Raw genomic sequence first — 23,447 nt, forward strand, 5'->3', positions numbered from 1 at the left:
GGGATCGGAGAAGATACAGCGGCAGGCACGGGCCACCTCATGATCATCGGGCGTAAGACACCACAATGATCACGAAGCCCGTGCCTGCACTGCTATCTACCCCTCACGCAACAACTGCCGCGAGCATGGAACTTGAAGCCGCCCTGGTCGAATACGAGACCAACTACTACAACGAGACCGCAAAACACCAGGTCACAGTCAAGATCTAGAGTCTCGATCAAACCCGGAGCGGTTCAATGTTCTCCGGGCCGTGTCCGGTGCGGACTTGGGAGTGGTCCTCGCCGAAGGTGACATCGCGGACGAAGTGCAGCCGGTTCTCGATCACCCAGTGGGATCTCACAAGGCGGGCGGTCCGCTCCGGTGAGGCCTGCCGGCTGGTGAGGTCGGTGATCACGTAGGCGGTCTCGCGGGTCCGTTTTCCCGGTCTTGAGGCTGATGTGGTGCCGGGTGATCCTCGCGACCTGGGCGGCGTACGGGAAGTCCAGGTCATCGACAAGAACCTCACCGCACTGCTCGACCAGCGCAAGGAACTCGCCCTGGACATCGAGAAGTTGCCCAAGTCGCACCCGCACCCTCTTTCCGAGCTCCTGACGTCGATGCCGGGGATAGGCGTCAGGACCGGAGCCAGGATCCTCATCGACGTCGGCGACGGCACCGCCTTCCCCACCGCAGGCCACCTCGCCGCCTATGGCGGACTCGCCCCGGTGACTCGAAGATCTGAGTCCTCGATCCGAGGCGAGAGCCCGTCCCGCCGAGGCAACAAGCACCTCAAACGGGCCTTCTTCCTGGCCGCGTTCGCCGCGCTGTCCAATCCGGCCTTCCGGGCCTACGACGAGCGCAAGAAGGCCGAGGGCAAGCGGCACAAGCAGGCCCTGATGTGCCTCGCTGGCCACCGCGTCGACGTCCTGTTCGCCATGCTCCGCGACGGCACGTTCTTCGAACCTCAAGCCGTCCCCCAAGCCGCCTAAAACATCACTAACCAACCGACCCGCCCCTTGACGAAAGAGATAGGGGGCACCCCCCAGGCGACGGCCGGGCAAGGACCTCACAGTCAAACAGAGGTGCGTCAACCGGGCGCACTCGCATCTGCGGTGGCTCGTCGAGAGATCCATCGTTTCGGTGAAGACCTGGCGTACCCTCCGCAAAGCCTGCTGCAACCCCAGCCGGATGACGTCAATAGTCAAAGCCATCCTCACCCTCGAAACTCATCGCTGAACAAGCTCAGTGGTCCCGGCGGACTACCAACTGAGTCAGCTCGCGCAACTCATCGGCCGCCTGGGCCTCCGGATGGACCGCACGCAAGTGCGAAGCCGCTGTCTGGAGGCGCAGCTCTGCCTCACCAGCGGCCCACCGCCGGCCTCCTGCTGCATCGACCAGTTCAGCCACTCGACTGACTTGGTCGGCTTCCAACGGCCGGCGATCCAGATACACCTGTGCCAGCTCCTCGCTCGCACCGGTCTTGTGCATCAACGCAGCCACTACAGGTAGAGACTTTTTGTGATTGAACAGATCCGAGCAAGCAGGCTTTCCTGTAGCCTTCGGGTCCCCCCAGATGCCCAGCAGGTCATCAACCAGCTGGAATGCCAAACCGAGGTCACGTCCGAAACGCTGCATCGACTCGATCCGCGTCGGCTCCGCGCCGCCGAACAGGGCGCCGAGCCCGCACGCACAACCCAACAGGGAAGCTGTCTTCCCTGATGCCATCGCCATGCACTCGGACAGAGTGACATTGTCGCGCTTCTCGAAAGCCAGGTCCTGCCCCTGCCCCTCGACAAGCTCAAGCACCGCTTCAGTGAGCATCGGCAAACCGCGCCTCCCGCTCGCCACGGCAGCAGAACTGGTGCGTGCATCCGCCTCTGACAGCACGGCGAAGGCCAAGGAAAGCAGCGCGTCCCCGGTCAAAATCGCCTCAGCCGAACCGAATACAGACCACGCCGCCGCACGACCGCGCCGGGTTCGGTCCCCGTCCATCACATCGTCGTGGATCAGCGAGAAGTTGTGCACCAACTCCACAGCAACAGCAGCAGGAACACCCTCGGCCGCAGAACCGCCGACAGCACGGGCCGCGAGCAGCACAAGCGCCGCACGGATCGCCTTGCCCGCATGGCTCTCAGCAGGTTCACCGTGCTGATCCCACCAACCGAAGTGATATCCAGCAATGTGCCGCACCGGCGCTGGCAGTCGGTCCACCGCGTCCCTCAGTGCAGGAGCAACGAGTGTTCGAGCCTCAGAAATAGAACGCAGTTCCTCCACCGGAACAACCGCCATAACATCCACCTGCTTCGGATCGACAAGCAAACGAAAGTCTCATCGTCCACACAACCCAGCTGTCAGAGTAGATCCGGCAGCGCAGCAGAAAGGGCAAAGCATGGAGGGCTGAAACGAGCAGAGAACTCTCGCCAGCCCACCATGCATTTCGAAGGCGCGATGGAACGAAAGAGACCATCGAAAACCCCATCCTTTCCAGGCAGAGAGAGCGTGTCTGAAAGATCGTGTAAGTCCGTAATCTGACAGGCTGGCCGAGGCCGCAGCCTTCGGCCCTGGCCGGCCGGGACGGACGGACATGACGGATGACAAGACCACGGTCGCTGAGGCGGTCGAGGAGAGATTGGTGGATGAGGTCGTCGAGCGGTTGATGGACCGCGTCGACGCCTCAGGGGCGGCGCTGCTCGGTGAAGGGCTGCTGACCGAGGTGACCCGCGCCGTGCTCGAGCGGGCCTTGGACGCGGAGATGACCGAACACCTCGGCTACGAGAAGCACGATCCGGCCGGTCGCGGTTCGGGCAATAGCCGCAACGGCACCTCGGCGAAGACCGTGCTGACCGACGCCGGCGCGGTCACCGTGGCCGTCCCACGAGACCGGGACGGCAGCGAAGCTGGTGCCCAAGCACGCCAGACGGCTCGCGGGCTTCAACGAGCAGATCCTGTCGCTGTACGTCCGTGGCATGAGCGGGCGCGACATCCGCTCCCACCTCGCCGGTATGTACGGCGTGGAGGTCTCAGCGGACCTGATCAGCAAGGTCACCGACGCCGTCGCCGACGAGCTCGCGGCCTGGCAGATGCGGCCGCTGGATGCCATCTGGCCGGTCATCTACATCGACGCCTTGTGGATCAGGATCCGCTCCGGACCGGTCGCTTCGAAGCCGGTCTACCTCGCGGTCGGCGTCGACATGGACGGCTGCAAGGACGTTCTGGGCCTGTGGGTCGGGGATGAGGGCGAAGGCGCCACGACCTGGATGACGGTCCTGTCCGAGCTGCGCAACCGCGGCATCGAGGACGTGTGCATCGTCGCCTGCGACGGGTTGAAGGGCCTGCCCGACGCGATCACCGCGACGTGGCCCAGGGCCACGGTCCACACGTGCGTGATCCACTTGATCCGCGCATCGCTGCGGCCGGCGTCCAAACAGCACCACCCCGCGCTGGTGGCGTCGCTGAAGCAGATCTACACGGCATCGACTGAACAAGCTGCCCAGCAGGCCCTGGAAGACTTCGCCGCGGGCGAGTTGGGTCAACGCTATCCGGCGATCGTGCGGACCTGGCGGGCCGCCTGGAGCGAGTTCACCCCCTACCTCGCCTTCCCGCCGGAGACAAGGAAGGTTGTCAACTCGACAAACCTGATCGAGTCGATCAACGCCCGGCTGCGGAAGGCCACCCGCAACCGCGGGCACTTCCCATCCGAGCAAGCGGCACTGAAGGTGCTCTACCTCGCCGTCCGCGAGCTGATCACCCCCAAGGCGCGCGATGTCAACCACGTCGCCGCACACTGGAAGAAGGCGCTGAACCAGTTCTCACTGAGCCGTTTTCATCCTGAATAGCTGCAGGTCATCAGCGTGTGGACGGCTTGGACGATGGTGCCGATGCGGCGGGTGGAGCATCTGGCCCGCCGGAGCAGTCGCCAGGACTTCAGCTGTGCGAAGGCGCGTTCGCCCGGCGCCCTCAGCCGGGCGTGATCGCGGTTGAACTCCTGGTAGCGCGCGGGTTGTTCGCGGTGGTTCTTGTATGGGGTGCGGACGGTGGCGCCGGCGCCCTGGTAGGCGCGGTCCGCGAGCACGAGGATCTGTCTCGTGAGGCAGGCTTGGATGATGCCGTGAACACGGGCGGCGGTCAGATCGTGGGTGCGTCCTGGCGTGGCCCGGGAGAACCAGAGCGGTGTGCCTGGGATGCCCCGAAGTTTCCGGACAGGCGTCCAATAGGATCGTCTGAACTGGAAACGAGGAATCGAAGTGGCACCACCGAGCAAGTACACGCCTGAGTTCCGTGAGGAAGCCGTCCGGATCGCGCTGGCTTCCAGCAAGACCGTAACCGAGGTCGGCCGTGAACTCGGTATGAACCCCGAAACCCTCCGGGGCTGGGTGAAGAAGCATAAGGAACGGAACGAACCTCCTGCCGGTACCGAGCTGTCCCACGATGAACGCGCTCGCCTGAAGGAACTTGAACGCCGTATCCGTGAAGTCGAGATGGAGAATGCGTTCCTGAAAAAAGCCGCAGCGTACTTCGCGAAGGATCCCCGGTAGCGAGCAAGTACGAGTTCATCGATGAGATGCGACTCGACACAACGGAGTACGCATATCCCGTCGAGTTCATGTGCGAACGACTCGGCGTATCCACATCTGGCTACTACGACTGGCGGGGCCGCCCGAAATCCGCGACGGCGCAGCGACGCGAGGAGTTGAAACTGCTGATCAAGAAAGCATTCGACGATTCCGACAGCACCTACGGCTATCGGCGCATCCACGCCCAGCTCCATCGCTGGGGCCACGCCGCGGGCCCGGAGCTGGTCCGCCGGCTCATGCGGGAGCTGGGACTTGAGCCCTGCCAGCCGAAGCCCAGACGCTTCGGCCTCACCCGAGGCGCGCCCGCCGCCGTGCCCGACCTCGTGGGCCGGAACTTCACCGCCGACGCTCCGGGTGAAAAACTCGTCGGGGACATCACCTACATCTCCACCGGAGAGGGCTGGCTGTATCTCGCGACCGTCATCGACTGCTGCACGAAGGAGGTTGTCGGCTACGCGATGGACGACCATTTTCAAACCCCTCTCATAGCCAGAGCCATCCGTAACGCAGCACGGAACAGGAAACTCGCCAGGAACGCAATATTCCACTCGGACCGCGGAAGCAACTACATGTCGGCCGAGTATGCTGCGGTTCTGGGCGAGCTCGGCCTGCGGCGTTCTGCCGGCCGTACCGGGATCTGCTTCGACAATGCCATGGCCGAATCATTCTTCGGCGCCCTGAAGAACGAGCGCGTTTCGAGGGTGACTTACCTGACCCGCGACATCGCCAGGCAGGACATCACCCGTTACATCGAATTCTGGTACACTCACAAACGCCTTCACTCGGCGGTGGGTTACCGTCCTCCCCGCGAAGTCCACGCCGCGTACCAGAAGTTGCGAATCGTCGCGTGAGTCAATAGTCAGATGCCTGTCCGGAAAACACGAGGCCCCTCAGCCGTCGGGACGTGCGATCACCTGGACGTTCATGCCGTGCTGCTTGTGCTTTTGGGAGGAGTACGGCTCGTCCGCGTGGACGCGGTCGGTGGCGATCAAGGTGCCGTCGACGATGACGAAGTCGCCCTCGCCCAGCCCGGCCAGGGCTTCCTGCAGGCCCGGCGCCCAGGCCGCAAGGACGTCCAGGGTCTCGTCGACGTAGCGCCACGCAGTGGCTGTCGAGACACCGAAGCCTGCCGCCGGCGCGGGTATCGTCTCGTTCTTGCGCAGGTGCACCAGGGCGAGCAAGGCCTGCTTGAAGCAGCCCAGCTTCCGCCACCTCGTACGGCGTTCACACCTTCGTGCGTAGATGAGCCAGGAAACGTGCTCAACCAACTCATGCGGGACGTCGACCGTGGCACGATACGGGACCAAGCGAGGCTCCTCGGGCGATGCGTGGTGCGTAGAGAACACCACCGCAACGACCAGGGGCCTCGACTCGTTACCCACCCCCACTGACCTGCCAGTTCACCCCCCAGAGACAGGATGAAAACGGCTCACTGAGGTTCTTCAGAGTGGCCACTGATCGGGTGACCGGCGGCGGGGCGTAACAGGCGAGGCCCTCGGGCTGTTGAGCGAGATGTCTCACGTCTCGACTCGCCAGCCAGGGGGCCTCGTTGGTGACCTATCCTCGCGCACTCGACCTGCCGCATGCACTGGTGGAGTGGGTGACCATGCTGATCGTCACCCGCGAGGGTGACCGCCGCTGCAAGCTGCGCCCCTCCCAGCGGGCCATGGTGGCCCTGGTGTACCTGCGCGAGCACACCACCCTCGCCAAGATCGCCGCGGGCTTCCGGATCAGCGAAGCCACCGCCCACGCCTATGTACACAGCGTCACCGCGTTGCTGGCGGACATGGCCCCGTCTCTCACCCGCGCACTGCGGCGGGCCAAGCCCGACCACGTCCTCGTGGACGGCACCATCGCCGAGTGCGACCGGGTCGGCGACGGCGAACGCGACTACTCCGGCAAGGCCAGACGGCACGGAGTGAACATCCAGGCCGTCACCGGACCGACCGGCAAGCTGATCTGGTACTCGCCAGCCCTGCCGGGCCGCACGGTGGACATCACCGCCGCCCGCACCCACCGCATCATCACCGTATGTGAACGCCTGAAGATTCCCGTCCTGGCGGACAAAGCCTACGAAGGAGCCGGCGGAAACCTTCTGCACACCATACAAACGGCACCGCGGCCGTGAGCTGACCGCGCACCAGAAGTCCGTCAACCGCGCGCACGCACGGCTCCGCAGCCCGGTCGAGCGGGCCTTCGCCCTACTCAAGTCCTGGCGGATCTTCCGCCGCGCCCGCTGCAGTCCCAACCGCCTGACGTCAATCGCCAAGGCCATCCTCACCCTGGAGAAGCACCGCTGAAGAACCTCACTCTTCTTCGAGGACCGGCTCAACATCCGATGAACGACAAGGACTTACACAAAGTCCCTTACACGCCCGGCAGAGAGGGGTGCTTTCGCCTTTTCGGGTCTGGCAATCCCCTGGGAGCGTGGAGTCTTCGTCTATTGATGTTTATGGTCGTGCTTGACGATCTGTCAGGTCGAGCATAAAGGCAGCATGGGGTCTTCGAATGCAGCGCGTTGGGGGCCGGTTTGTGCGGGAGGCGCGGCGGATGCAGGCTGCCGACCCGTTCGAACAGGGTGTGAGGCAGGGTGGCGCGTGCGAACGGGTCCCGCTCGTATCTGACGCCGCAGCAGGAGCAGGAGTTGCTGCGTGGGTTGTGGCTGGGGGCGTCGGCGCGCGGCTGGGAGGGCCAGGGCTGGAGGCTGTCGCGCATCGCACGGGTGATCGAGGAGAAGTGCGGGGTGCGGTTCTCGGTGCCGGGTGTGTGGTACCTCATGGACCGTCTGGGCTGGTCGTGGCAGGTCCCGAGGACGCAGGCCCTCCAGCGTGATGAGGAGGCGATCGCGCCTGCCCTCGTGGCGGCTGGTCCGCTACGCGGTGACCGTCAAGCGCTGAGATAAAGATCAGTAGATCTTCTCGCCGAGGACGTAGTGGCCGCCGGCTCGCTGCAGGAAGCGGCGGAAATGCTTGGCCATAGATCCAGCTGTCCTCAGAGGGTGTTCGGTAGGGGTATCCCCCTATCCGTCCGATCTGCCGCGAAGCGAGATGGACGCGTCTTCATGATTTCGTAGCGGGCCGCGCTTCGGGGCTGTATTGACTATGTGATGACCGAACGACGTGCGTATCAGCCCGGATCCACCGGCTTGATTGTGGTGTGATCGGTTCGGGGTCGTGGAGGGCGTGTCGGGGCTGAGTTGCGGATTCGGGCGTGGGGTGGCCGCTGGTCTGCCCAGCCTTTCCACTTTTCCGCAGGTCTCTGGCCCTTTCGGGCAGGTCGGTCAGGGAGTGTCAGAGGGCTGGTGGCGCGTGCACGATGCTGAAGAGCTGGGTGAAGTCCGTGCGCCAGGGCCAGCGTTCGGGTAGGTGCAGGGTGAGGCGGCGGGCCGGGCGGGCCAGGCGGGCGGGCACGTTGATCAGGTGGTCACGGATGGTGGCGGTGGTCGCTCTGGCATGGAACGTGCCGGCCAGGGCGCCGGCGGCGCGGGTCAGGTTGTGCGCCAGGGCGGCCAGGGCGAGCCACGTGGCATTGGCCTGGAAATGCCCGGAGGGCGCGTGGGCGAAGGCGCTGTTCTTGACATCCGCGATCACCTGCTCGACGACGGCGTGCCGTCGGTGATCACGCTCGGCGTCCTTCAAGGAGAGCGGGGAGTCGGTGAACGCGGCGTGGTAGCGCCAGGTGTCGAACAGCGTGCCCTGTCCGGCGGGAACGGTGCCAGTGCTCGGGCGTTTGACGCGGCGCACGATCAGACGGGCGGTGACCTGCTGCTTCTTCGGCTTGGAAGTGAAGGCGGTGTAGCCGGTCTCGGCTATCTCGGCGTCGGAGATCCAGCAGTGGCCCTCCTCGTCCCGGGCCGCCTTGGGGTACTTGACCGGCGTCCAGGCGTCCTCGTCGATGCGGGCGATGGCGGCCTTGACGGAGGCGTTCATCCGCACGGTGATGGAGAAGCGTGCGCCCAGCGCCCGGCAGGAGTTGACGACGTCGGCGCTGTAGAACGCGGAGTCCGCGCGCATCACCAGCAGGCCACTGGCGCCGCAGGCCCGGGCGGTGCGGATGGTCTCGGCGACGAACGCTGCCGCCCCGCGCGCGGAGTTCGATGGTCCCTTGCGTAGCCTCGTGGCTGCGATCACCGGGGCGGCCAGGGGTGTGGAGACGATGCCGAGCAGCGCGTTCAGGCCCTTGACCTTGCTGTATCCGTAACCGGCGCCCTGCTTGGCGTAGCCGTAGGTGCGGCGGATGGTGTCATCGATGTCCACGTAGGCGACCTGGTCCGCGCCGGGCAGCAGCGGGGTATGACGGGCCAGTTCGGGAAGGAACCGGCGGGCCACAGCGTGCAGTTGCTTCACATGCCCGTGCGTGAAGGAACGCAGAAACGACCCCAGCGTGGACGGGGCCCGGACCCGTGAGAACAGGCGGCCCATCGCGCCGTGCCGTAGCCGGTGCATGTCGTCGATGCTGTCGGCGCCCGCGACCATGCCGGCCACCAGCGACATCACTTTCGCCGCGGGGAAGGCACCGGTGCCGTCCTTGGAGGCCGGCAGACGGATGTACTCCCCGACCAGTGCGGGCAGACCGCACCGCTCGGCCAACCGCACCACCGGCTCCAGGCCGCCGTACGCGATCAGGTTCGGGTCGTCGAACGCGGATGAGACCGCCGCTGCGGCATGGGAAGATTGCATCTCGGAAGTGCCTTGCTGATCGTGCCTGATGTGGTCCTAGAGAAACCCCATCATCGCAGGTCACAAGGCACTTCTTCGTTCCCGAGCAACTGTCCACAGACATCAAGCCGGTGGATCCGGGCTCAGACGCTCATTCCCTCAAGCGTGAGAATTCGTTGACCCACCGTTCGAGTAGCGTGACTGCTTTCCCCGCGCCGTCCTCTGCTTCCAGTCGGCTTGCGAGAGTGGTGGCGCGGGCGCGGTAGCCGGAGTGCCCGAGCGCTTCAGTGACGGCGTGGGCCAGACGCTCGGCGGTGAGTCGTTCGAACGAGATCGGGGCGGGGCCGACGCCCAGGGCGGCGATGCGGCGGGCCCAGAACGGCTGGTCGGCCATCATCGGAACGGTGACGGCAGGCACTCCCGCGCGCAGGGCGGCCGCCGTGGTGCCTGCGCCCGCGTGGTGGACCACCGCGGCGGTACGGGGGAACAGCAGCGGGTGCGGGAACTCGCCGACCGTAAGGATGTCCCGGCCCACGGCGTTGAGCCCCGCCCAGCCCGCCTGGACGACACCGCGTACCCCGGCGAGCCGCAAAGCGCCCACTGCGATCTCACTCAGCCTTTCGCCCTCTCCGGCGCCCATGCTGCCGAAGCCGATGAAGACCGGGGGCGGTCCAGCCCGAAGGAATTCCTCCAGCTCCTCGGGAAGTCGAGTGTTCGAGGCCCCCTGGGACGGCCACCAGTTGCCAACGACCTCCAGGCCGGGGCGCCAGTCCGCGGGACGCGGCACGACAGCCGCGCTGTAGCCGTACATCACCGGCCAGCAGGCCCGCTCCCGGCGTCGACGCATGGCCCTGACGGATGCTGGCGGCAGCCCGAGCTCGGCGCGCAGCTCCTTGACAGCGGCGGCGTACATCCGGTTATGGAGGACCAAGGTGAGGTAGCCGGCGGCACGGTTGCCCAAACCGCCGAGCGATCGCCCACTGCCAAACGAGGGAGCGAACTCGGCGGTCGGGTGATTCGGTTGCAGGTACGCACCGACAGCCAACGCCCCCGTGGCCTCGGCGAGCTGCCAACCCAGCGGCGCAGTAATCGCGGGACACAAGAGCACATCCGCATCGACCGCAGCCAACGGCATCATGCCGCGCCCCATCTCGTGGATGAAGTCGGCGGCATGGCGGAACAGCTTCAGTTGGTGGACCAGCCCTGCACCAGGAAAGGGGAGGAAGGCGGCGGGCAAGGGGTGGTATTCGATCTCGGCGGCCGTGACGAGGCTGGCGAAGCGTGGTTGGGTCGCGATGGCGAACTGGTGCCCGGCGTTTCGAAGTTGCGTGCCGAGGCCGGTGAAGGGTGCCACGTCACCCCGGGTGCCAACGGCGAGGGCGAGGATCTTCAAGGACGCTCCCTTGTCCGGTGCGGACTGAGACGGTCGGAAGCGTCCGATCCGATCCACAGGCCGGTCTCGTGGAACATCTGCAGCTTCCAGTGGGCTGGTACATCCTCTCTCCGCGTTTGTGGTCCGCTTCTGCGCGGAGAGGCGAGTTTGCGGGCAGGATGAGCAGCACTGGCGTGAACACGCAAGGATCGGCTTGCTGACTCGGTTAGTGGCGCGCCGCAACCACTGATGTCGCCGCGCCGGCGGCAGCTGGCACGTGGCACGGTCCCGGGTTAGCGCGCTCAAGGACGATGCCGGTCACGTGGTCCGTGGCGCAGGCCCCGGTTACGTGTTCGCGGGGGTTGGTGGTGTGGCGGGGGTCAGGGGGCGTACCCCGTGTGGCTCCGGGTTGAGGTCCAGGACCGTGGCTCCGAGCTGGTGCCAGGCGCTGCGCGCGGCGTCGAGCCGGGCGGGGTGGGTGTCGAGTGCGATGACGCAGTCGCCGCCCACGGCGCCGGATCCCTTCGCGGCCACGCCACACTCGGTCGCTGCTTGGACGAGTTCCCTGGTGCGCTTACCGAGGAGGCCGCCGCCCAATTCCCAGGACACGTAGTCCAGGATGCGGCCGTAGGCGGCGACTGCGTCGAGGAGTTGACGCCCGGAGCCGGTCCGGCCGGCTGTCCAGAACCGCTCCAGGGTCGCGCGCATTTGCCCGAGCAGCTCGGGACTGTGTGGGGTGCGCCCGAAATCCGTGAGGCCTGCTGGCGTGTCTACGGTGAAGCCTGTCCAGGCGGTCGCGAGGCGTAGGTCGTCCGGGACGTCCGCGCGCTCGATCCGCGGCCGGGCGTTTGTCAGCGTGTAGGCGAGCCATCCGCCGTAGACGCTGGCGGCTACGTCGATGCCGCTGCCCCGGCCGTTCTGGTGGGCCCGGTGAGTGCGCAGGGCGAGGTCGAACAGGTCGGCGCGAGTGCGGGGGTCTGCGAGGTCGTGCCCGTTGGCCGCGGCGAAGCATCCGAGGATGGCGACGGTGCTGGCCGCGCTGCAGCCCAGGCCGGTCTTGCGTTCCGCGCCGTTGCCGCGGCCGCGCACGGTGAGGTGGTGCGGTGGGGTTTCCGGGAAGGTGGCCGCGCCGGCGGTGGCGGCCGCTGCCAGCAGCCCTGCGCCCGGAGCGTCGGCTGCTTGTGCCAAGGGCGCGTCGACGTCCAGGTCCGGGGCGCTGAGCCACCAGCCTTCGGGGCGAGGGCTGCAATGGCATTCGATGCCCACGTCCACCGCCGTCACCATGGCGCGCTCCGCGTGGAGCACGGCGTACTCGCCGATGACCACCAGCTTCCCGGGCGCGAAGACGAGCCAGCCGTCGTCCGGTGTCACTGCCAGTCTCTCCAGGTCGGGGGCAGCTGGGCCCAGGAGGGCGGGTGTGTGACCACGCGTGGCGCTTGTCCTGGCCGGGAGCGGATCAGGCGTGACACGCCTGGAACCTCGCCGAGCGTTTCAGCCACTTCATCGGCGTGGGTGGGTTCGCACAGGACTTTGACTTGCGGGCCGGCGTCGATGGAGAAGTAGGCGGGGGTTCCGGACTCCCGCAGTCGCCACACCGCGTGGACGACCGCGAGGGTGGCCGGCTCCCAGTACAGCAGCGGCGGGTCGGCGCCGAGCGCGGTGGCGTGCATCCGCATCGCGTTGTGTTCCATGACCGGACCGAGGCTGTCCAGGTTGCGGTGGCGGACCGCTTCGCGGGCGGCTCGCATGTCCTCGGGGTTGGCCGCCAGCCACGCGTCGTAGAACGGTGAAGTTACGGCGGTGCGTCGCATGCCCTCGCGTGAGGAGATCCGCTTGGGCTGCTCGCGGGTGACCGCGACGATCACGCACAGGGGCCAGTGGGCAGGGGGAGCAACCTGCGTCACGTCGCCTTTGCCCGCGCCGGGCTGCCATTCCACGAAACCGGCCAGGAGTGACCGGCAGGCCGAGCCCGAACCGCTGCGCACCAGTGCACTCAGGTCCGCGTCGGGTCGGCCGGCCGCGGCCGCAAGCGCGGTGGCAAGGGCCGCGTAGGCCGAGGCGGAGGAGGCCAGTCCGGCGCCGACCGGGAAATTGGACGTGACCGCGACGTCCAGGGGGTGTCGGATGCCCAGTGCGGTGCGGGCCTGCCCGACGAACCGGGTCAGGTCCTCCACGGGCCCCGGGGGACTCCATGCGGCGCGGTCAATGTCTGCGTCCCGGCGCTCCCGTACGGCCGCCAGGGAGATCAGGCCCTCCAAGGTGACCGAGAGGCTGGCGTTCGCGGCCTGGTTGCCCGGAACATTGCTCTTTCCCCAGTACTTGACCAGGGCGAGGTTCGCGTTGGCCGTCGCCCACATCACAGCGCCCCGACCCGGTCCACGAAGTCCTTGATCGCCCCGTGGAGCCGGGCGGGCTCGTCCGCTGCACAGGACGCCTGCTGTCCGCCCGTGTCGGCCACAAAGGCACGCAGCAGCATGTCGAAGGGCCGGGGAACGGGTGCGGTGCCGGACGGGTCCGCGGCGGGAGCGAGCTCTTCGGCCACCGAGGCGAGCCACAGCGCGCGGAACGCCGCCAGTCCACGGTCGCTCGCGGGGAAGCACTGGGCGATCTGCACGTACTCATCCGCGATCACGCGTTCCACCATGTCTGTCCAGGACATCTCGACCTCCCACGCAAACCTCACCCCGCAACCACTCCACTGTCCCCACCACGACCCGCCCGGCGACCGCCCGAAGGGGCAGCCTCCCGGTTACTGTTCACGAACACAGCCACGGGATTCGTGGCGTCCGTGATCGTGTGATCAAGGGGGATGCGGGCTTCCTCCGGTTGCCGGGTGCGCGGCGGAGCCGTTCCCGGCCCCTGTGCCACCCGGCCCGCTCGAATCCGCCGAAGCGCCGCCGGCCCCTGAAGCCGGTCGGCCGCCGGTGTCAGGGCCGCCCGAGACGGCGTGGGGCGGCGGCCGGAGGCAGCACGCGGCGAGCCGTCGACAGCCCCCTCCGGCACGGGCAGGAGGAGGGCGTCGAACCCGGCGGTGCGCAGAGCGAGAACGACCTGGCGGGCGCGTGCAGAGTCGGGGGCGAGGGCGATGACAGCGCCTCCATGGCCGGCTCCGGTGAGTTTGGCGCCGAGAGCGCCCGCTGCTCGGGCGAGGACGACCATGCGGTCGAGGACAGGTGCCGACACACCCAGGGCGCTCATTTCCTCGTGCGCGCCGTTCATGGCGTGTCCCAAAGTGCTGGTGTCGCCGCTGATCAGTGCGGTGCGGGCCTGGTCGGTGAGTTCGCCCAGCCGCCTCATGGCCACGACGGAGCCCCCGACGGGTGCGAGTGCGCTGACTGGTGCCGCGGTGGATCGCCGCTTGCCGGACAGGGCGACGATGAAGTCGAGGGGCGCGGGAACGGTGAGCGGGGACACCTGGGGCTGGGGGCCTGGCTGGAACCAGATCAGCCCGTGGGAGGCGACTGCATGGATGTCGAGGCCGGAGGAGCAGCCGTGGAAGGTGTGTTCGACCTCGGTGGCCATCCGAAGCAGTTCGGCCTGCTCTATGTCGGCGGTGCACAGCTCGGCAAGCGCGCGGACGAGCGCGACGCTGAGCGCCGCCGAACTGCCCAGCCCTCCCCCGACGGGGAGCTGGGACCGGGTACGGATCTGGATGTGGTGGGGGTCGAGGCCGAAGAACGCCGCCGCGGTGGCGAGCGCGTCGCGCGAGCGCGTGTCATGAAGGCCTGCACGGCCGGGCGGTCCCATCGTGGCGGACAGCGTCAGCTGGAGCGGTATGCGGGTCGCGATCGCCGGCTGGCCGTGAAGGACCGCATGCTCCCCGATCAGGATGATCTTTCCCGGGACATGTTGCACGCTTCGTTCTTTCAACGGACGTCAGCCCCTTGCGCATCGGCGGCGGAAAAGGGCAGGCAGCGCTGGTGCAGGGCCATGTGGCCGCGCTGGATTCCGTCACCAGTGAGGGCGCGCAGGGCGGCGAGGTTCTGCGCGAGGCCGACTGCGGCCATGACTGCGGCGAGTTCCCGGGCGCCGGTGACCTTCAGCAGTCTCAGGGAGAGGGCGGCGCGTGGGTTGGCCCGGATGCGTTCGCCGACCGTGCCGACCGCGAGCGGGGCCTCGAAGCTGCCGTGCAGAAATCCTGCTTCGTGGTGCCAGGTCGCGACGGGCTGGTAGGTGCCGCCGCGAGCGGCGTGGGCGTGCACGCCGGCTTCGATCGCACGCCAGTCCTGCCCGGTGGCGACGGCGACCGCGTCGATGCCGTTCATCACGCCCTTGTTGTGCGTGGTCGCCCGGTGCGGGCTCATCGCCGCCAGCGCGGAGGCCTGCGCGATACGCTCCGCGATCTCCGCGCCGGAGCAGCCGGCGGCCGCCAGCAGCTGTTCGGGGATCTCGACGTCTGCCCGGGCCAGGCGCTGGTCCGCAAGGTTCGACAGGATCCTCACCCCGGCCTCGCCCCCGGTCACGGCCGCCACCTGGGGGGCGAGGGCTTCGAGGAGGGTGTTGACCGCGTTCGCGCCCATCGCGTCGCCCACGTCCGTCAGGACGTGCACCAGCACGCTGCCGTCCGGCAGTGCCCGGGCGCTGACCTCGCGGGTCCCGCCGCCCCGTGCCACCATGCCCGGCTGGAGCCGGCGGGCCTCGCAAACCAGCCGGTCGGCGGCGTCACGGACACGGCCGGCTGCTGTGTCGGCGTCGGGCACGTGGAGGATGTGGATCTGGCCGGTCATCAGCGACGGGTCCGCGTCCGCGCTGATCCCGCCGCACTGCCGGGTCAGCCGGGCCGCGTTGGAGGCGGCGGCGACGACGGAGGGTTCCTCGACGACCATGGGCACCAGCCGGTCACGGCCGTTGACGGTGAAGTTGACCGCGACGCCCTCAGGGAGCCCGAACACCCCGACCGCGTTTTCGATCATCAAATCTGCCTGGGAGAGGGTCAGCGGCGTATCACTCTCCAGCAGCTCCCGATCGCGCGGGCCGAGCCCGGCCGCTTCCGCAACGAGCTGCACCCGCTTGCCCATGGGCAAGCGGTGGAACCCGGGATGACGTGAAATCAGCTCATCCCTCCCCGTGGCCGGGACGGCGGCCACGGGGGCCGTCGTGTGCGGGACCCTCGGTGTGCGCCCGTTTCCCTGGGACGGCAGCGCCCGCGTCCTGCCCGGCTGGGGGTCCTGCCCGGACTGGCCAGGCAGCCCGGCCTCTACGACTCGCGTCGGACTGCCACCCTCCGCGCGCCCGGTGGCACGTGGGCCGGCCGCGCGGTCGGCGGCGTGGGGGCTGAAGGCGCGGTTGGCGGCGGAGACGATGGCTTTGATGCAGGCGCGGGCGGTGACGATGTCGATGCCGACGCCCCAGACAGTCTTGCCGTCCACCTCGCACTCGAAGTATGCGGCGGTGGCCGCGTCGGCGCCTTCACTGAGCGTGTGCTGGGTGTGGTCGAGGATGCGGATGCCGACGCCGATCTGGCCCAGTGCCGCGACAAGCGCATCGGCCGGGCCGTTGCCCGTGCCGCCCAGAGTGATCTCCGCACCGTCGACGACCGCGTCGGCCGTGATGGTCTCGGTGCCGTCCGCTGCCGGGGACGCCTGGTACGAACGCAGCCGGATGCGGCCCCACGGGTTGGCGGAAGTGGGCAGATACTCGTCCTCGAAGACGGCCCAGATCTGCGCCGGGGTGACCTCGCCGCCTTCGCCGTCGGTCCTGGCCTGGATGATCTTCGAGAACTCGGTCTGCATCCGGCGCGGCAGGTCCAGCTTGTGGTCATACTTGAGCACGTAGGAGATGCCGCCCTTGCCGGACTGGCTGTTGACCCGGATGACCGCCTCGTAGGAACGGCCGACGTCCTTGGGGTCGACCGGCAGGTAGGGCATGTCCCAGCTGTAGGCGCAGACGTCGGCGCCGACCGCAGCGGCGCCGACCTCCAGCTGGTCGAAACCCTTCTTGATGGCGTCCTGGTGAGAGCCGGAGAAGGACGTGTAGACCAGGTCGCCCGCATACGGGTGGCGCGGGTGGACCTCCATCTGGTTGCACTGCTCCCAGGTGCGGCGGATCTCGTCGATGTCGGAGAAGTCGATCAGTGGGTCGACGCCCTGCGAGAACAGGTTCATGCCCAGGGTGACCAGGTCGACGTTGCCGGTGCGCTCGCCCTGCCCGAACAGACAGCCCTCGACGCGGTCGGCACCGGCCATGACCGCCAGCTCGGCGGCGGCGACGGCGGTGCCGCGGTCGTTGTGCGGGTGAACGGACAGGCAGACGGACTCGCGGCGGGACAGGCTGCGCGACATCCACTCAATCCTGTCGGCGTAGACGTTGGGGGTGGACCGCTCGACGGTGGCCGGCAGGTTCAGGATGATCTCGCGGCCCTCACCCGGCTGCCAGACGTCCATGACCGCCTCGCAGACCTCCAGCGCGTAGTCCAGTTCGGTGTCGATGAAGATCTCGGGCGAATACTCGTAGCCGAGGACCGTGCCGTCGCCCAGGATCTTCCCGGCGTACTCCATGACCATGCGGGTGCCGTCCACGGCAATGTTCTTCACGTCCTCCTTCGATGCCTTGAACACGACCCGGCGGAACATCGGCGAGGTGGCGTTGTACAGGTGGACCGTTGCCCTGCGGGCGCCGCGCAGCGACTCAACAGTGCGCGCGATCAGGTCCTCGCGGGCCTGCGTCAGCACCGACACGGTCACGTCATCGGGAATGGCAGCCTCGTCCTCGATGATCGAGCGGACAAAATCGAAGTCAGTGGCGCCGGAGGCCGGGAAACCGACCTCGATCTCCTTGTAGCCCAGGCGCACGAGCAGGTCGAACATGGCACGCTTGCGTGCCGGGGACATAGGGTCGGCCAGCGCCTGGTTACCGTCCCGCAGATCGGTCGACAGCCAGCGCGGCGCCCCCGTGATCACCCTGGACGGCCACGCACGGTCCGGCAGATCCACAACAGGGAACGGCCGGTAGCGGCTAAACGGCATCCCGGACGGCCGCTGCGCGACGCTCGCGGCGGTGACCGGGGTGGGGCGCCCCAGCGCCCCCGCCTGCCTCTGCCCGGCACAACCTGCACCCGGCGCCACCGCCCCCACGGCATAGGCACCGTGCCGGCCGGCCGGCTGAACCTCCTGCTCATCCCCCGCCGGCATCATTTCCACCCGCAGCACGTCCGCCTGCTTCTCCAGCTGGGCAGCCACCTGCTGCACACCTGCATCGGCCTGCACAGACAGATTCATCCTCTGCACACCAGCAGAAGACGTCGCACACGTCTCCAGACCACAGATCTGGTACCCGCGGCCGGCGCACAGCGCCGTGATCCTGGCCAGAGCCCGAGGACCGCTATTGAAAATTACAGAAAAGTGATAACGCCTCATCACGAAGCCTCATGACAGATTTACGCGCAGGGCGGCTGGGCCGTAACAGGTACAAACAGTTCAGCCACCCCTACCGATATGGAAGATCCACCATAAGGGCCCTGTCATCGGCAAGACGTGACCGTTTGGGTGGACAAAGATGCAACCACGGTGCCGGACTCTGTGCCTGCCGCGGTCGATACGGGCGGGCCGAGATGGACGATCAGGCAACAGTTACAGTGAGGGGCCAGTCCACGCCGGGCGACTGTTTTATCCTCAATGACACCGCCTGCCGTCCGCTGCCGGGTCTTGTGGTCCGGAAATACATGAGGAGAGAAATCAATAGTGATGCATGAAATAATGCTGGAACTGGTCGACCTCCGGGGAAATACCATCGGCACGGCCGAAAAGCTCTCGGCTCACCGGGAAGGCGGACAGCTCCACCGCGCCTTCTCCGTATTCTTGCTCGACGAGTCAGGGCGCATGCTGCTCCAGCAGCGGGCATCCGGGAAATACCATTCCCCCGGGTGTGTGGTCAAACACCTGCTGCGGGCATCCCCTCCCCGGGGAACCAGCATTCCTCGCCGCCGTCCGGCGCACCATCGAAGAGCTGGGCTGTGCTCCGGCCCTACTCCAAGCGGCCGGCACGGTTGTCTACGATCTCCCCGACCCGCTCACGGATCTGGTCGAGAAGGAATACAACCACCTTTTCATCGGCACGGCCGACCCGGACGCAGTCGACCCGGACCCACTGGAAGCCCTCGACACACGCTTCGTCACCCCCGACCAGCTGCTCTCTCTCAGGCAAAGCCATCCCTTCTCTGCCTGGTTCCCGGTCGTTTTCGAAGCAGCCCTGCCCGCTGTCCACGCGCTCTTCCCCACCAGCAACTGGACAACCGGCTGACGCCGCCCCGGACAGAGCCAGAGCACTTCACCAAGAGCACACCTTCACCGGGGTTCCGCAGCTGTGCGGCGCTCTAGTCCACGAAAAGGCTGTCTGACCTTCTGCAATACACTTCCGCCGACTGTTTCGGCGTGTGTCTATTGATCTTTATCTCAGCGCTTGACGGTCACTCCAGCAACGCAAGCCCGGTTCCGGCAAGGAATCCGCGCAGGAGATGCGGCGCCTTCTTGATCTTCCTGAGCGCTGCTTCGGCGGCCTCCGCCAGCTCACGAATCGAACGGAATACACGGTTCGCGAGGAGATCTTTGACGATCTTCCACAGGAGCTCCACCGGGTTCAGCTCGGGGGCGTGCGGCGGCAGCTGGACGATCCGCAGCCAGCGCTCCTGCCCCTCGGCCCACTCACGCACCTCGGCGCTCGTGTGGCTGGAGCAGATGTCCCATATGAGCGTGACGGGGTGGCCGCCGAGGCGGGCGTGCGGCATGGCTGTGGGGGTGAAGTCGTGTCGCAATCGGACCCGGGTTTCCAGTGGGGTGACGTATCCGAACTCGGGATGTCTTCGGAGTCTGCTGTGGTTGTACTCGACCTCGATGAAGCGGAAGACGTCGGCGCGGGCCGCTGTCCGTGTCGCCCACGTGTTGGTGCCGATCTCGGATTTCAGTAGGGCGAACCGGCTTTCCGCCGCGGCGTTGTCCTAACAGGATCCGACACGGCCCATGGATTGCCGCATTCCCAACTTCCGTATCTCGCTGCGGAATTCGACACTCGTGTATTGTCCGCGTCCGGCCGCCATCCGCAGGGCCGTCACCGGCAGCTCGGCCCGGTGGTGATCGGCCATGGCCCAGCCGATCACCTCCCGCGTCGCGAGATCGATGCAGGACGCCAGGCAGGCCTTGCCCTCGGCGGTGACGAGCTCGGTCATGTCGCCGACCAGCCGTATCCCGGGGCGCGATGCGGGAAGTCCCGCCGGACGAGGTCCGCGGCGAACACCGCCCGCTGCGCCTGCCGCGTCAGGCCGCGCCGGGTGATCCCGGTCACGCGATGCTCGCGCATCAGCCGCTCGATCTTCTTCCGGTTCACCCTGCGTCCTGCCCGCGCCAGGGCCGCATGGATGAGCGGAGCCCCGTGAGCGCCGCGCGAGGCTGCGTGCAACACCCGTATGTCCGCAACGAGTTCATCCTCCGCACGCTGCCGCACCCGCCGCGCGCACGCGCCGGTTCCTTCGACGGCTTCGACGACGGCTGCAGCGAGCAGATCCTCACGCTTCGCCGTCTCGCCGACGATCAATTCGCGCATAGTTCCAGTGTGCGCAGGTCGGGCCCGCCGGGCCCAAGGCGGCAGCCCAGCGAGACGCATCGATCGCAGGGTCCGTCGCCGCGATCCGTCCATGGCTCCGCCCTGGCTCCCCGAGACACACGGGTAACATCACGCAAACCGTCACCGTGACAGCACCGTCGGATGTGCCGCCGTCGTACGCGAACCATCGGTATCCGGTGGAGGTGATCTCGCACTGTGTGTGGTTGTACTTCCGTTTCCCCCTCAGCCTCCGCGAGGAGGAGCTGATGCTCGAGGCGGGGTGTCGTCGTCTCCTACGAGGAGGGAACCCGCCCACCCGTCACGGAGCGTGCACACGATGCACGCAGCCGGACGGAGACACAGCGAACGCGGGAGACCAGCGCATCAAACACCGTTCGGGATGCGCGCAGTTCCCGGAGCCGGCAGCAAATGTCACTCCAGGACACTGGTTAGGAACGGTTGATCGCGCAGTATCAGGTCGTGTGCGTGGACATCCGCGATGGGTCGCTGAGGATGCTGAGGCGGACGAGGCTGGAGTCAGTTCAGGCGAATTCTTGGATGCCGTCGAGAACCTGAACAGCAGCGAGCCGGCGGATCCGGTGAGCGCGGGGGCGCGGGAGCTGCTGAAGTTCTCCAGCCCGCGTGATCCGGCGCAGCTGGCCCGGTTCGTCAGGTTGCGAGTGCTGGAGCCGGAGGGTGAGTACTGGCGGCGCGATGGCCGACTCGCAAATCACCGAAGCTCCGTTGTTTGTAGGCGAGTTGGTAGCTCACCTACATCAACGGAGCTTCGGCCCCCCGGTCCCAGCACAATCACAAGATCAAACCGACCTTGCAAGAGCCCTGCCATACACCCCAACCGGTCACAACCCGACCAGCCGTACGTCCCCGGAACTTGCAACCGCCCTGCCAACGCGCGGCATACAAAGTCCCCATATCGCTCGAATGCCCACTCAGGCAGATCGTCAAGGGCAGCCCTAAAGATCAGTACGACACATAGAAGTTCACAACTCCCGCACCGCCACTGAGGTAGGTGTTCCACCTGCACTGCAGCACAGGTGAAGACTCCATGCAATTTCCGTGGACATAATTCGGCAACCCCCACCCCGTAGTGGCAGCAAATCCGATACGCCCCCTGTGCGTGCCGTCATTATCGACCATGTCGTAGTAGACGTCAGAGCTGGTGATGAGACCACCAGTCGCCGTCGTCCACGTGCCGACGTACCAGCTGTCGGTGCAGTCGCCCGGCCACCAAATTTGCTTCGGCGGCGCCTTCACCATGGCACCGCTGTACGACGTGTTTGCGAGATTGAACTTGTAGGGAGTGCAGTTGAATACGTTGATTGTGGTGGTGTAGTTATAAGACGCGTACGCGGGTTGTGTTGCTGCTACAGCAGTCAGAAGCATGCTTGCCAGACCTGCGACAAGCCCCGACTTGACCAACCCCACGGCAGGCCCCTCTCGTAAATGGACAACTCATGGCTGGCAAATAGTTGATTCCGTGCTGCCAACCGGGCAGCCCAAGCCCATCGAACCGCTGCAGTGCGGTATTTGATCCACGCGGGACACAGCATGGCACTAATCCATTGGGGCACAAGGGCCCTGGACGGCTCGTGCCCTTCCAGTACCGACCAAATCGTCGATACTGCCTGTTTGGACCGTAAGTTCCTTTAATCCTTGACATATGACAGGCAAACAGTCTAACGTTGACCCTTTATGACTATCCGTCAGAACGTGTACGACCGCGTCAACGCGCAAGATGCCCTGCACCTGACCCTTCAGCTGTAGATCGTGATCTTGCCCGTGGTGTGACCGTTGTCCGCGCTCCGCGGGCGGCCCTGGCCGCGGAGAGTCTGCGACTACTCATCCGGCGCAGTCGCCAGTGTCGGATGCGGCGGTCCGTATATCCGCCCCTACCCGCGAGTTGCCGGTTGGCTGCCCGGATGGCGGAGGAAGCTCTGATCCCCACCCACGAGGGCCACTGTGGCTGTCAGCGATCCGCGACGCCTCCCGCCGCGTGGTCGCCTGGGAGACCTCCCACAAGGCGGACGCCGACCTGGTCCTCACCGTGCTGGAGTACGCCCTCGCCTCGGCTGCCCAGCCCCGGGCCCTCACCCTCAATCCGAGTGTCACCAGGCTCGAGCAACCCGAGCGCTGAAGGCCGCGTGAGTCGGACCAGCAGGAACTCGCCGGACTGCTCGGCGGGCCCGCCCCTGATGCCGACAACCGCCAGGCGCTGCTCAGGCCGCTTGATGATGTGGGGTGAGATCGATGGTCAGGTCGGCGTCAAGGGCGCGTGCAGGCATCGCAGGAGCGGGATGGTGGGTACGGTTCCTGGGACAGGCCCAGGGCTGTGCGCCGGTCGTAGACCAGCTGACCAAGGTCATGGGCCAGTTCGGCCTCCTCATACAGGCGGTCGTACTGGGTGTTCTCCTCCACTGCTTCGCCGAGGAGCTTGCGGTGGCGGCGGGTCTTCCACTCAGCGTGTTTGTGGCAGTTCCTCCATCGGGCGGCTGTAAAGGTCGTGTTCGGTGCCGGCGCATGGCTGGCCTCGCATGCGGCCTGGGCGGCGTGAGCGCGGGCCACCTCCGCGGTCTCGCGCATCTTCGTCTCGCGGAAGACGGTGAGCGGAACGACACGACGGTCGGGGGCGAGCCAATAGGTGATGCGCTGGGCGTTGTCCGCTTCGTCACAGGCGCAGAGTCGACAACCGCAGTGACGGCCTTCATCGACTGGGACCACCACACCATCGCCTACAGCAGCGCCGGCCCCGTTATGTTTTTCGCGGTCCTGCAAGAGGGCCGCTGGCCTCCGGGCCCGGCATGACTGTTGCCCCCTGTCGAAGTCGATGACCTGGGGGGTGGTGTCACCGGGCCCGGGAGGTGCCGTCGGAGACGCTGATCAGAGGTCCGGCCGCCACCCGGTCCGGCGCAACGCCGTACAGCTCGCGGATGGCAGGTCTGCATAACGTGGATGCGCGAGTACGACACCGACGCCGAGGCCGGCACGTTCAACACCCTGGGAGGGGCGTCATGTTCGACACCGAAGACGTGGGTGTGTTCCTCGGCCTGGACGTCGGCAAGACCGCTCACCACGGGCACGGCCTGACCCCGGCCGGGAAGAAGGTCTTCGACAAGCAACTGCCCAACAGCGAGCCGAAGCTTCGGGCCGTCTTCGACAAGCTCACCGCGAAGTTCGGCACCGTCCTGGTGATCGTGGACCAGCCCGCCTCCATCGGCGCCCTGCCTCTGACCGTCGCCCGCGACGCGGGCTGCCAGGTCGCCTACCTCGGGTTCGACTTCCTTGGGTTCCGCATCCAGTGGCGCCGCAAGC

At 66.8% G+C, this 23,447-nt stretch carries 18 protein-coding genes and 9 pseudogenes; 10 read left to right on the plus strand and 17 right to left on the minus strand.

The annotated features are described in order from the left end of the window. Nucleotides 1-217: 217 nt before the first annotated feature. Nucleotides 218-394, minus strand: a complete 177-nt coding sequence (locus OG331_RS02215) for a transposase (protein WP_406191104.1) — start codon at nucleotides 392-394, stop codon at nucleotides 218-220. A gap of 106 nt (nucleotides 395-500) precedes the next feature. Here OG331_RS02215 and OG331_RS02220 point away from each other — a divergent pair. Then, nucleotides 501-968 (plus strand): annotated as a pseudogene (locus OG331_RS02220) (transposase); the annotation flags it as partial. 64 nt (nucleotides 969-1,032) lie between these two features. Continuing rightward, nucleotides 1,033-1,215, plus strand: a pseudogene (locus OG331_RS02225) (transposase family protein); the annotation flags it as partial. A 6-nt stretch (nucleotides 1,216-1,221) separates the two neighbouring features. Here the strand turns inward: OG331_RS02225 and OG331_RS02230 are convergent. Further along, the gene (locus OG331_RS02230; protein ID WP_406191107.1) at nucleotides 1,222-2,298 is read right to left on the minus strand and encodes a family 2 encapsulin nanocompartment cargo protein polyprenyl transferase; all 1,077 of its coding nucleotides are present in this window, start codon (nucleotides 2,296-2,298) and stop codon (nucleotides 1,222-1,224) included. A gap of 265 nt (nucleotides 2,299-2,563) precedes the next feature. Between OG331_RS02230 and OG331_RS02235 the strand changes: the two are divergent. Next, nucleotides 2,564-3,815: pseudogene (locus OG331_RS02235) on the plus strand (IS256 family transposase). Here the strand turns inward: OG331_RS02235 and OG331_RS02240 are convergent. Continuing rightward, a complete protein-coding gene (locus tag OG331_RS02240; protein ID WP_406191110.1) occupies nucleotides 3,803-4,246 on the minus strand; it encodes a transposase family protein in 444 nt (147 codons plus the stop codon). The pseudogene OG331_RS02235 and the gene OG331_RS02240 sit on opposite strands and share 13 nt — an antisense overlap. On the opposite strand from OG331_RS02240, the gene OG331_RS02245 reads away from it, so the two are divergent. Next, a protein-coding gene (locus tag OG331_RS02245) for an IS3 family transposase (protein WP_406191112.1) occupies nucleotides 4,224-5,404 on the plus strand; the annotation gives its coding sequence in 2 pieces (ribosomal slippage) (nucleotides 4,224-4,488 and nucleotides 4,488-5,404; 1,182 coding nt in all). The two genes, OG331_RS02240 and OG331_RS02245, sit on opposite strands and share 23 nt — an antisense overlap. A 42-nt stretch (nucleotides 5,405-5,446) precedes the next feature. On the opposite strand, the pseudogene OG331_RS02250 reads toward OG331_RS02245, so the two are convergent. Further along, nucleotides 5,447-5,902 (minus strand): annotated as a pseudogene (locus OG331_RS02250) (transposase family protein); the annotation flags it as partial. 200 nt (nucleotides 5,903-6,102) lie between these two features. Between OG331_RS02250 and OG331_RS02255 the strand changes: the two are divergent. Next, a pseudogene (locus OG331_RS02255) lies at nucleotides 6,103-6,853 on the plus strand (transposase family protein). A gap of 290 nt (nucleotides 6,854-7,143) precedes the next feature. After that, a complete protein-coding gene (locus OG331_RS02260) occupies nucleotides 7,144-7,455 on the plus strand; it encodes a winged helix-turn-helix domain-containing protein (RefSeq protein ID WP_406191114.1) in 312 nt (103 codons plus the stop codon). Nucleotides 7,456-7,843: 388 nt separating this feature from the next. On the opposite strand, the gene OG331_RS02265 is transcribed toward OG331_RS02260, so the two are convergent. The 8 genes and pseudogenes from OG331_RS02265 to leuA form a co-directional block, all read right to left on the minus strand. Next, on the minus strand, nucleotides 7,844-9,232 hold the full coding sequence (locus OG331_RS02265; protein ID WP_406191117.1) for an IS1380 family transposase: 1,389 nt from the start codon (nucleotides 9,230-9,232) through the stop codon (nucleotides 7,844-7,846). A 130-nt stretch (nucleotides 9,233-9,362) separates the two neighbouring features. Then, entirely contained in the window at nucleotides 9,363-10,604 is a 1,242-nt protein-coding gene (locus tag OG331_RS02270; protein ID WP_406191119.1) for a glycosyltransferase, read from the minus strand. 324 nt (nucleotides 10,605-10,928) lie between these two features. Continuing rightward, nucleotides 10,929-11,954, minus strand: a complete 1,026-nt coding sequence (locus tag OG331_RS02275; protein WP_406191121.1) for a mevalonate kinase — start codon at nucleotides 11,952-11,954, stop codon at nucleotides 10,929-10,931. After that, a complete protein-coding gene (gene mvaD, locus OG331_RS02280; protein ID WP_406191124.1) occupies nucleotides 11,951-12,940 on the minus strand; it encodes a diphosphomevalonate decarboxylase in 990 nt (329 codons plus the stop codon). Before mvaD ends, OG331_RS02275 begins: the two co-directional genes overlap by 4 nt. Next, entirely contained in the window at nucleotides 12,940-13,242 is a 303-nt protein-coding gene (locus OG331_RS02285; protein ID WP_406191126.1) for a hypothetical protein, read from the minus strand. Before OG331_RS02285 ends, mvaD begins: the two co-directional genes overlap by 1 nt. Before the next feature lie 20 nt (nucleotides 13,243-13,262). Further along, nucleotides 13,263-14,438, minus strand: a complete 1,176-nt coding sequence (gene mvk, locus OG331_RS02290) for a mevalonate kinase (RefSeq protein WP_406191129.1) — start codon at nucleotides 14,436-14,438, stop codon at nucleotides 13,263-13,265. 11 nt (nucleotides 14,439-14,449) lie between these two features. Beyond that, a complete protein-coding gene (locus OG331_RS02295) occupies nucleotides 14,450-15,670 on the minus strand; it encodes a hydroxymethylglutaryl-CoA reductase, degradative (RefSeq protein ID WP_406209630.1) in 1,221 nt (406 codons plus the stop codon). A gap of 192 nt (nucleotides 15,671-15,862) precedes the next feature. Then, a pseudogene (leuA, locus tag OG331_RS02300) lies at nucleotides 15,863-17,647 on the minus strand (2-isopropylmalate synthase); the annotation flags it as partial. Nucleotides 17,648-18,310: 663 nt separating this feature from the next. Between leuA and idi the strand changes: the two are divergent. Further along, a pseudogene (idi, locus tag OG331_RS02305) lies at nucleotides 18,311-18,821 on the plus strand (isopentenyl-diphosphate Delta-isomerase). A 166-nt stretch (nucleotides 18,822-18,987) separates the two neighbouring features. Here the strand turns inward: idi and OG331_RS02310 are convergent. The 3 genes from OG331_RS02310 to OG331_RS02320 all read right to left on the minus strand — a co-directional run bounded on the left by OG331_RS02310 (nucleotide 18,988) and on the right by OG331_RS02320 (nucleotide 20,117). Beyond that, nucleotides 18,988-19,305 carry a transposase gene (locus OG331_RS02310; protein ID WP_406191131.1) on the minus strand — a complete coding sequence of 106 codons (318 nt, stop codon included), beginning with the start codon at nucleotides 19,303-19,305 and terminating at the stop codon, nucleotides 18,988-18,990. 210 nt (nucleotides 19,306-19,515) lie between these two features. Further along, nucleotides 19,516-19,743 carry a hypothetical protein gene (locus tag OG331_RS02315; RefSeq protein WP_406191134.1) on the minus strand — a complete coding sequence of 76 codons (228 nt, stop codon included), beginning with the start codon at nucleotides 19,741-19,743 and terminating at the stop codon, nucleotides 19,516-19,518. After that, nucleotides 19,740-20,117 (minus strand): IS3 family transposase, encoded by a 378-nt coding sequence (locus OG331_RS02320; protein WP_406191137.1) that lies wholly within the window; start codon nucleotides 20,115-20,117, stop codon nucleotides 19,740-19,742. Before OG331_RS02320 ends, OG331_RS02315 begins: the two co-directional genes overlap by 4 nt. A 164-nt stretch (nucleotides 20,118-20,281) precedes the next feature. Between OG331_RS02320 and OG331_RS02325 the strand changes: the two are divergent. Beyond that, nucleotides 20,282-20,417 (plus strand): annotated as a pseudogene (locus OG331_RS02325) (IS6 family transposase); the annotation flags it as partial. A 681-nt stretch (nucleotides 20,418-21,098) separates the two neighbouring features. Here OG331_RS02325 and OG331_RS02330 read toward each other — a convergent pair. Then, nucleotides 21,099-21,563 (minus strand): hypothetical protein, encoded by a 465-nt coding sequence (locus OG331_RS02330; RefSeq protein WP_406191139.1) that lies wholly within the window; start codon nucleotides 21,561-21,563, stop codon nucleotides 21,099-21,101. A 568-nt stretch (nucleotides 21,564-22,131) separates the two neighbouring features. Between OG331_RS02330 and OG331_RS02335 the strand changes: the two genes are divergently transcribed. After that, nucleotides 22,132-22,272, plus strand: a complete 141-nt coding sequence (locus tag OG331_RS02335; RefSeq protein WP_406191142.1) for a hypothetical protein — start codon at nucleotides 22,132-22,134, stop codon at nucleotides 22,270-22,272. Nucleotides 22,273-22,400: 128 nt separating this feature from the next. Here OG331_RS02335 and OG331_RS02340 read toward each other — a convergent pair whose 3' ends face one another. Further along, entirely contained in the window at nucleotides 22,401-22,856 is a 456-nt protein-coding gene (locus OG331_RS02340; RefSeq protein ID WP_406191144.1) for a hypothetical protein, read from the minus strand. A gap of 290 nt (nucleotides 22,857-23,146) precedes the next feature. Between OG331_RS02340 and OG331_RS02345 the strand changes: the two are divergent. Next, nucleotides 23,147-23,404, plus strand: a pseudogene (locus OG331_RS02345) (transposase); the annotation flags it as partial. Between the last annotated feature and the right edge of the window lie 43 nt (nucleotides 23,405-23,447).

It is taken from the genome of Streptomyces sp. NBC_01017 (assembly GCF_045162795.1).
GTDB lineage: Bacteria > Actinomycetota > Actinomycetes > Streptomycetales > Streptomycetaceae > Streptomyces > Streptomyces machairae.

Coding starts and splice junctions, on each gene's coding strand:
- mvaD (WP_406191124.1), bottom strand. CDS start 12,940: ATGTGGGCGACGGCCAACGCGAACCTCGCCCTGGTCAAGTACTGGGGA.
- OG331_RS02265 (WP_406191117.1), bottom strand. CDS start 9,232: ATGCAATCTTCCCATGCCGCAGCGGCGGTCTCATCCGCGTTCGACGAC.
- OG331_RS02315 (WP_406191134.1), bottom strand. CDS start 19,743: ATGACCGAGCTCGTCACCGCCGAGGGCAAGGCCTGCCTGGCGTCCTGC.
- OG331_RS02310 (WP_406191131.1), bottom strand. CDS start 19,305: ATGCCGCACGCCCGCCTCGGCGGCCACCCCGTCACGCTCATATGGGAC.
- OG331_RS02320 (WP_406191137.1), bottom strand. CDS start 20,117: ATGCGCGAATTGATCGTCGGCGAGACGGCGAAGCGTGAGGATCTGCTC.
- OG331_RS02285 (WP_406191126.1), bottom strand. CDS start 13,242: ATGTCCTGGACAGACATGGTGGAACGCGTGATCGCGGATGAGTACGTG.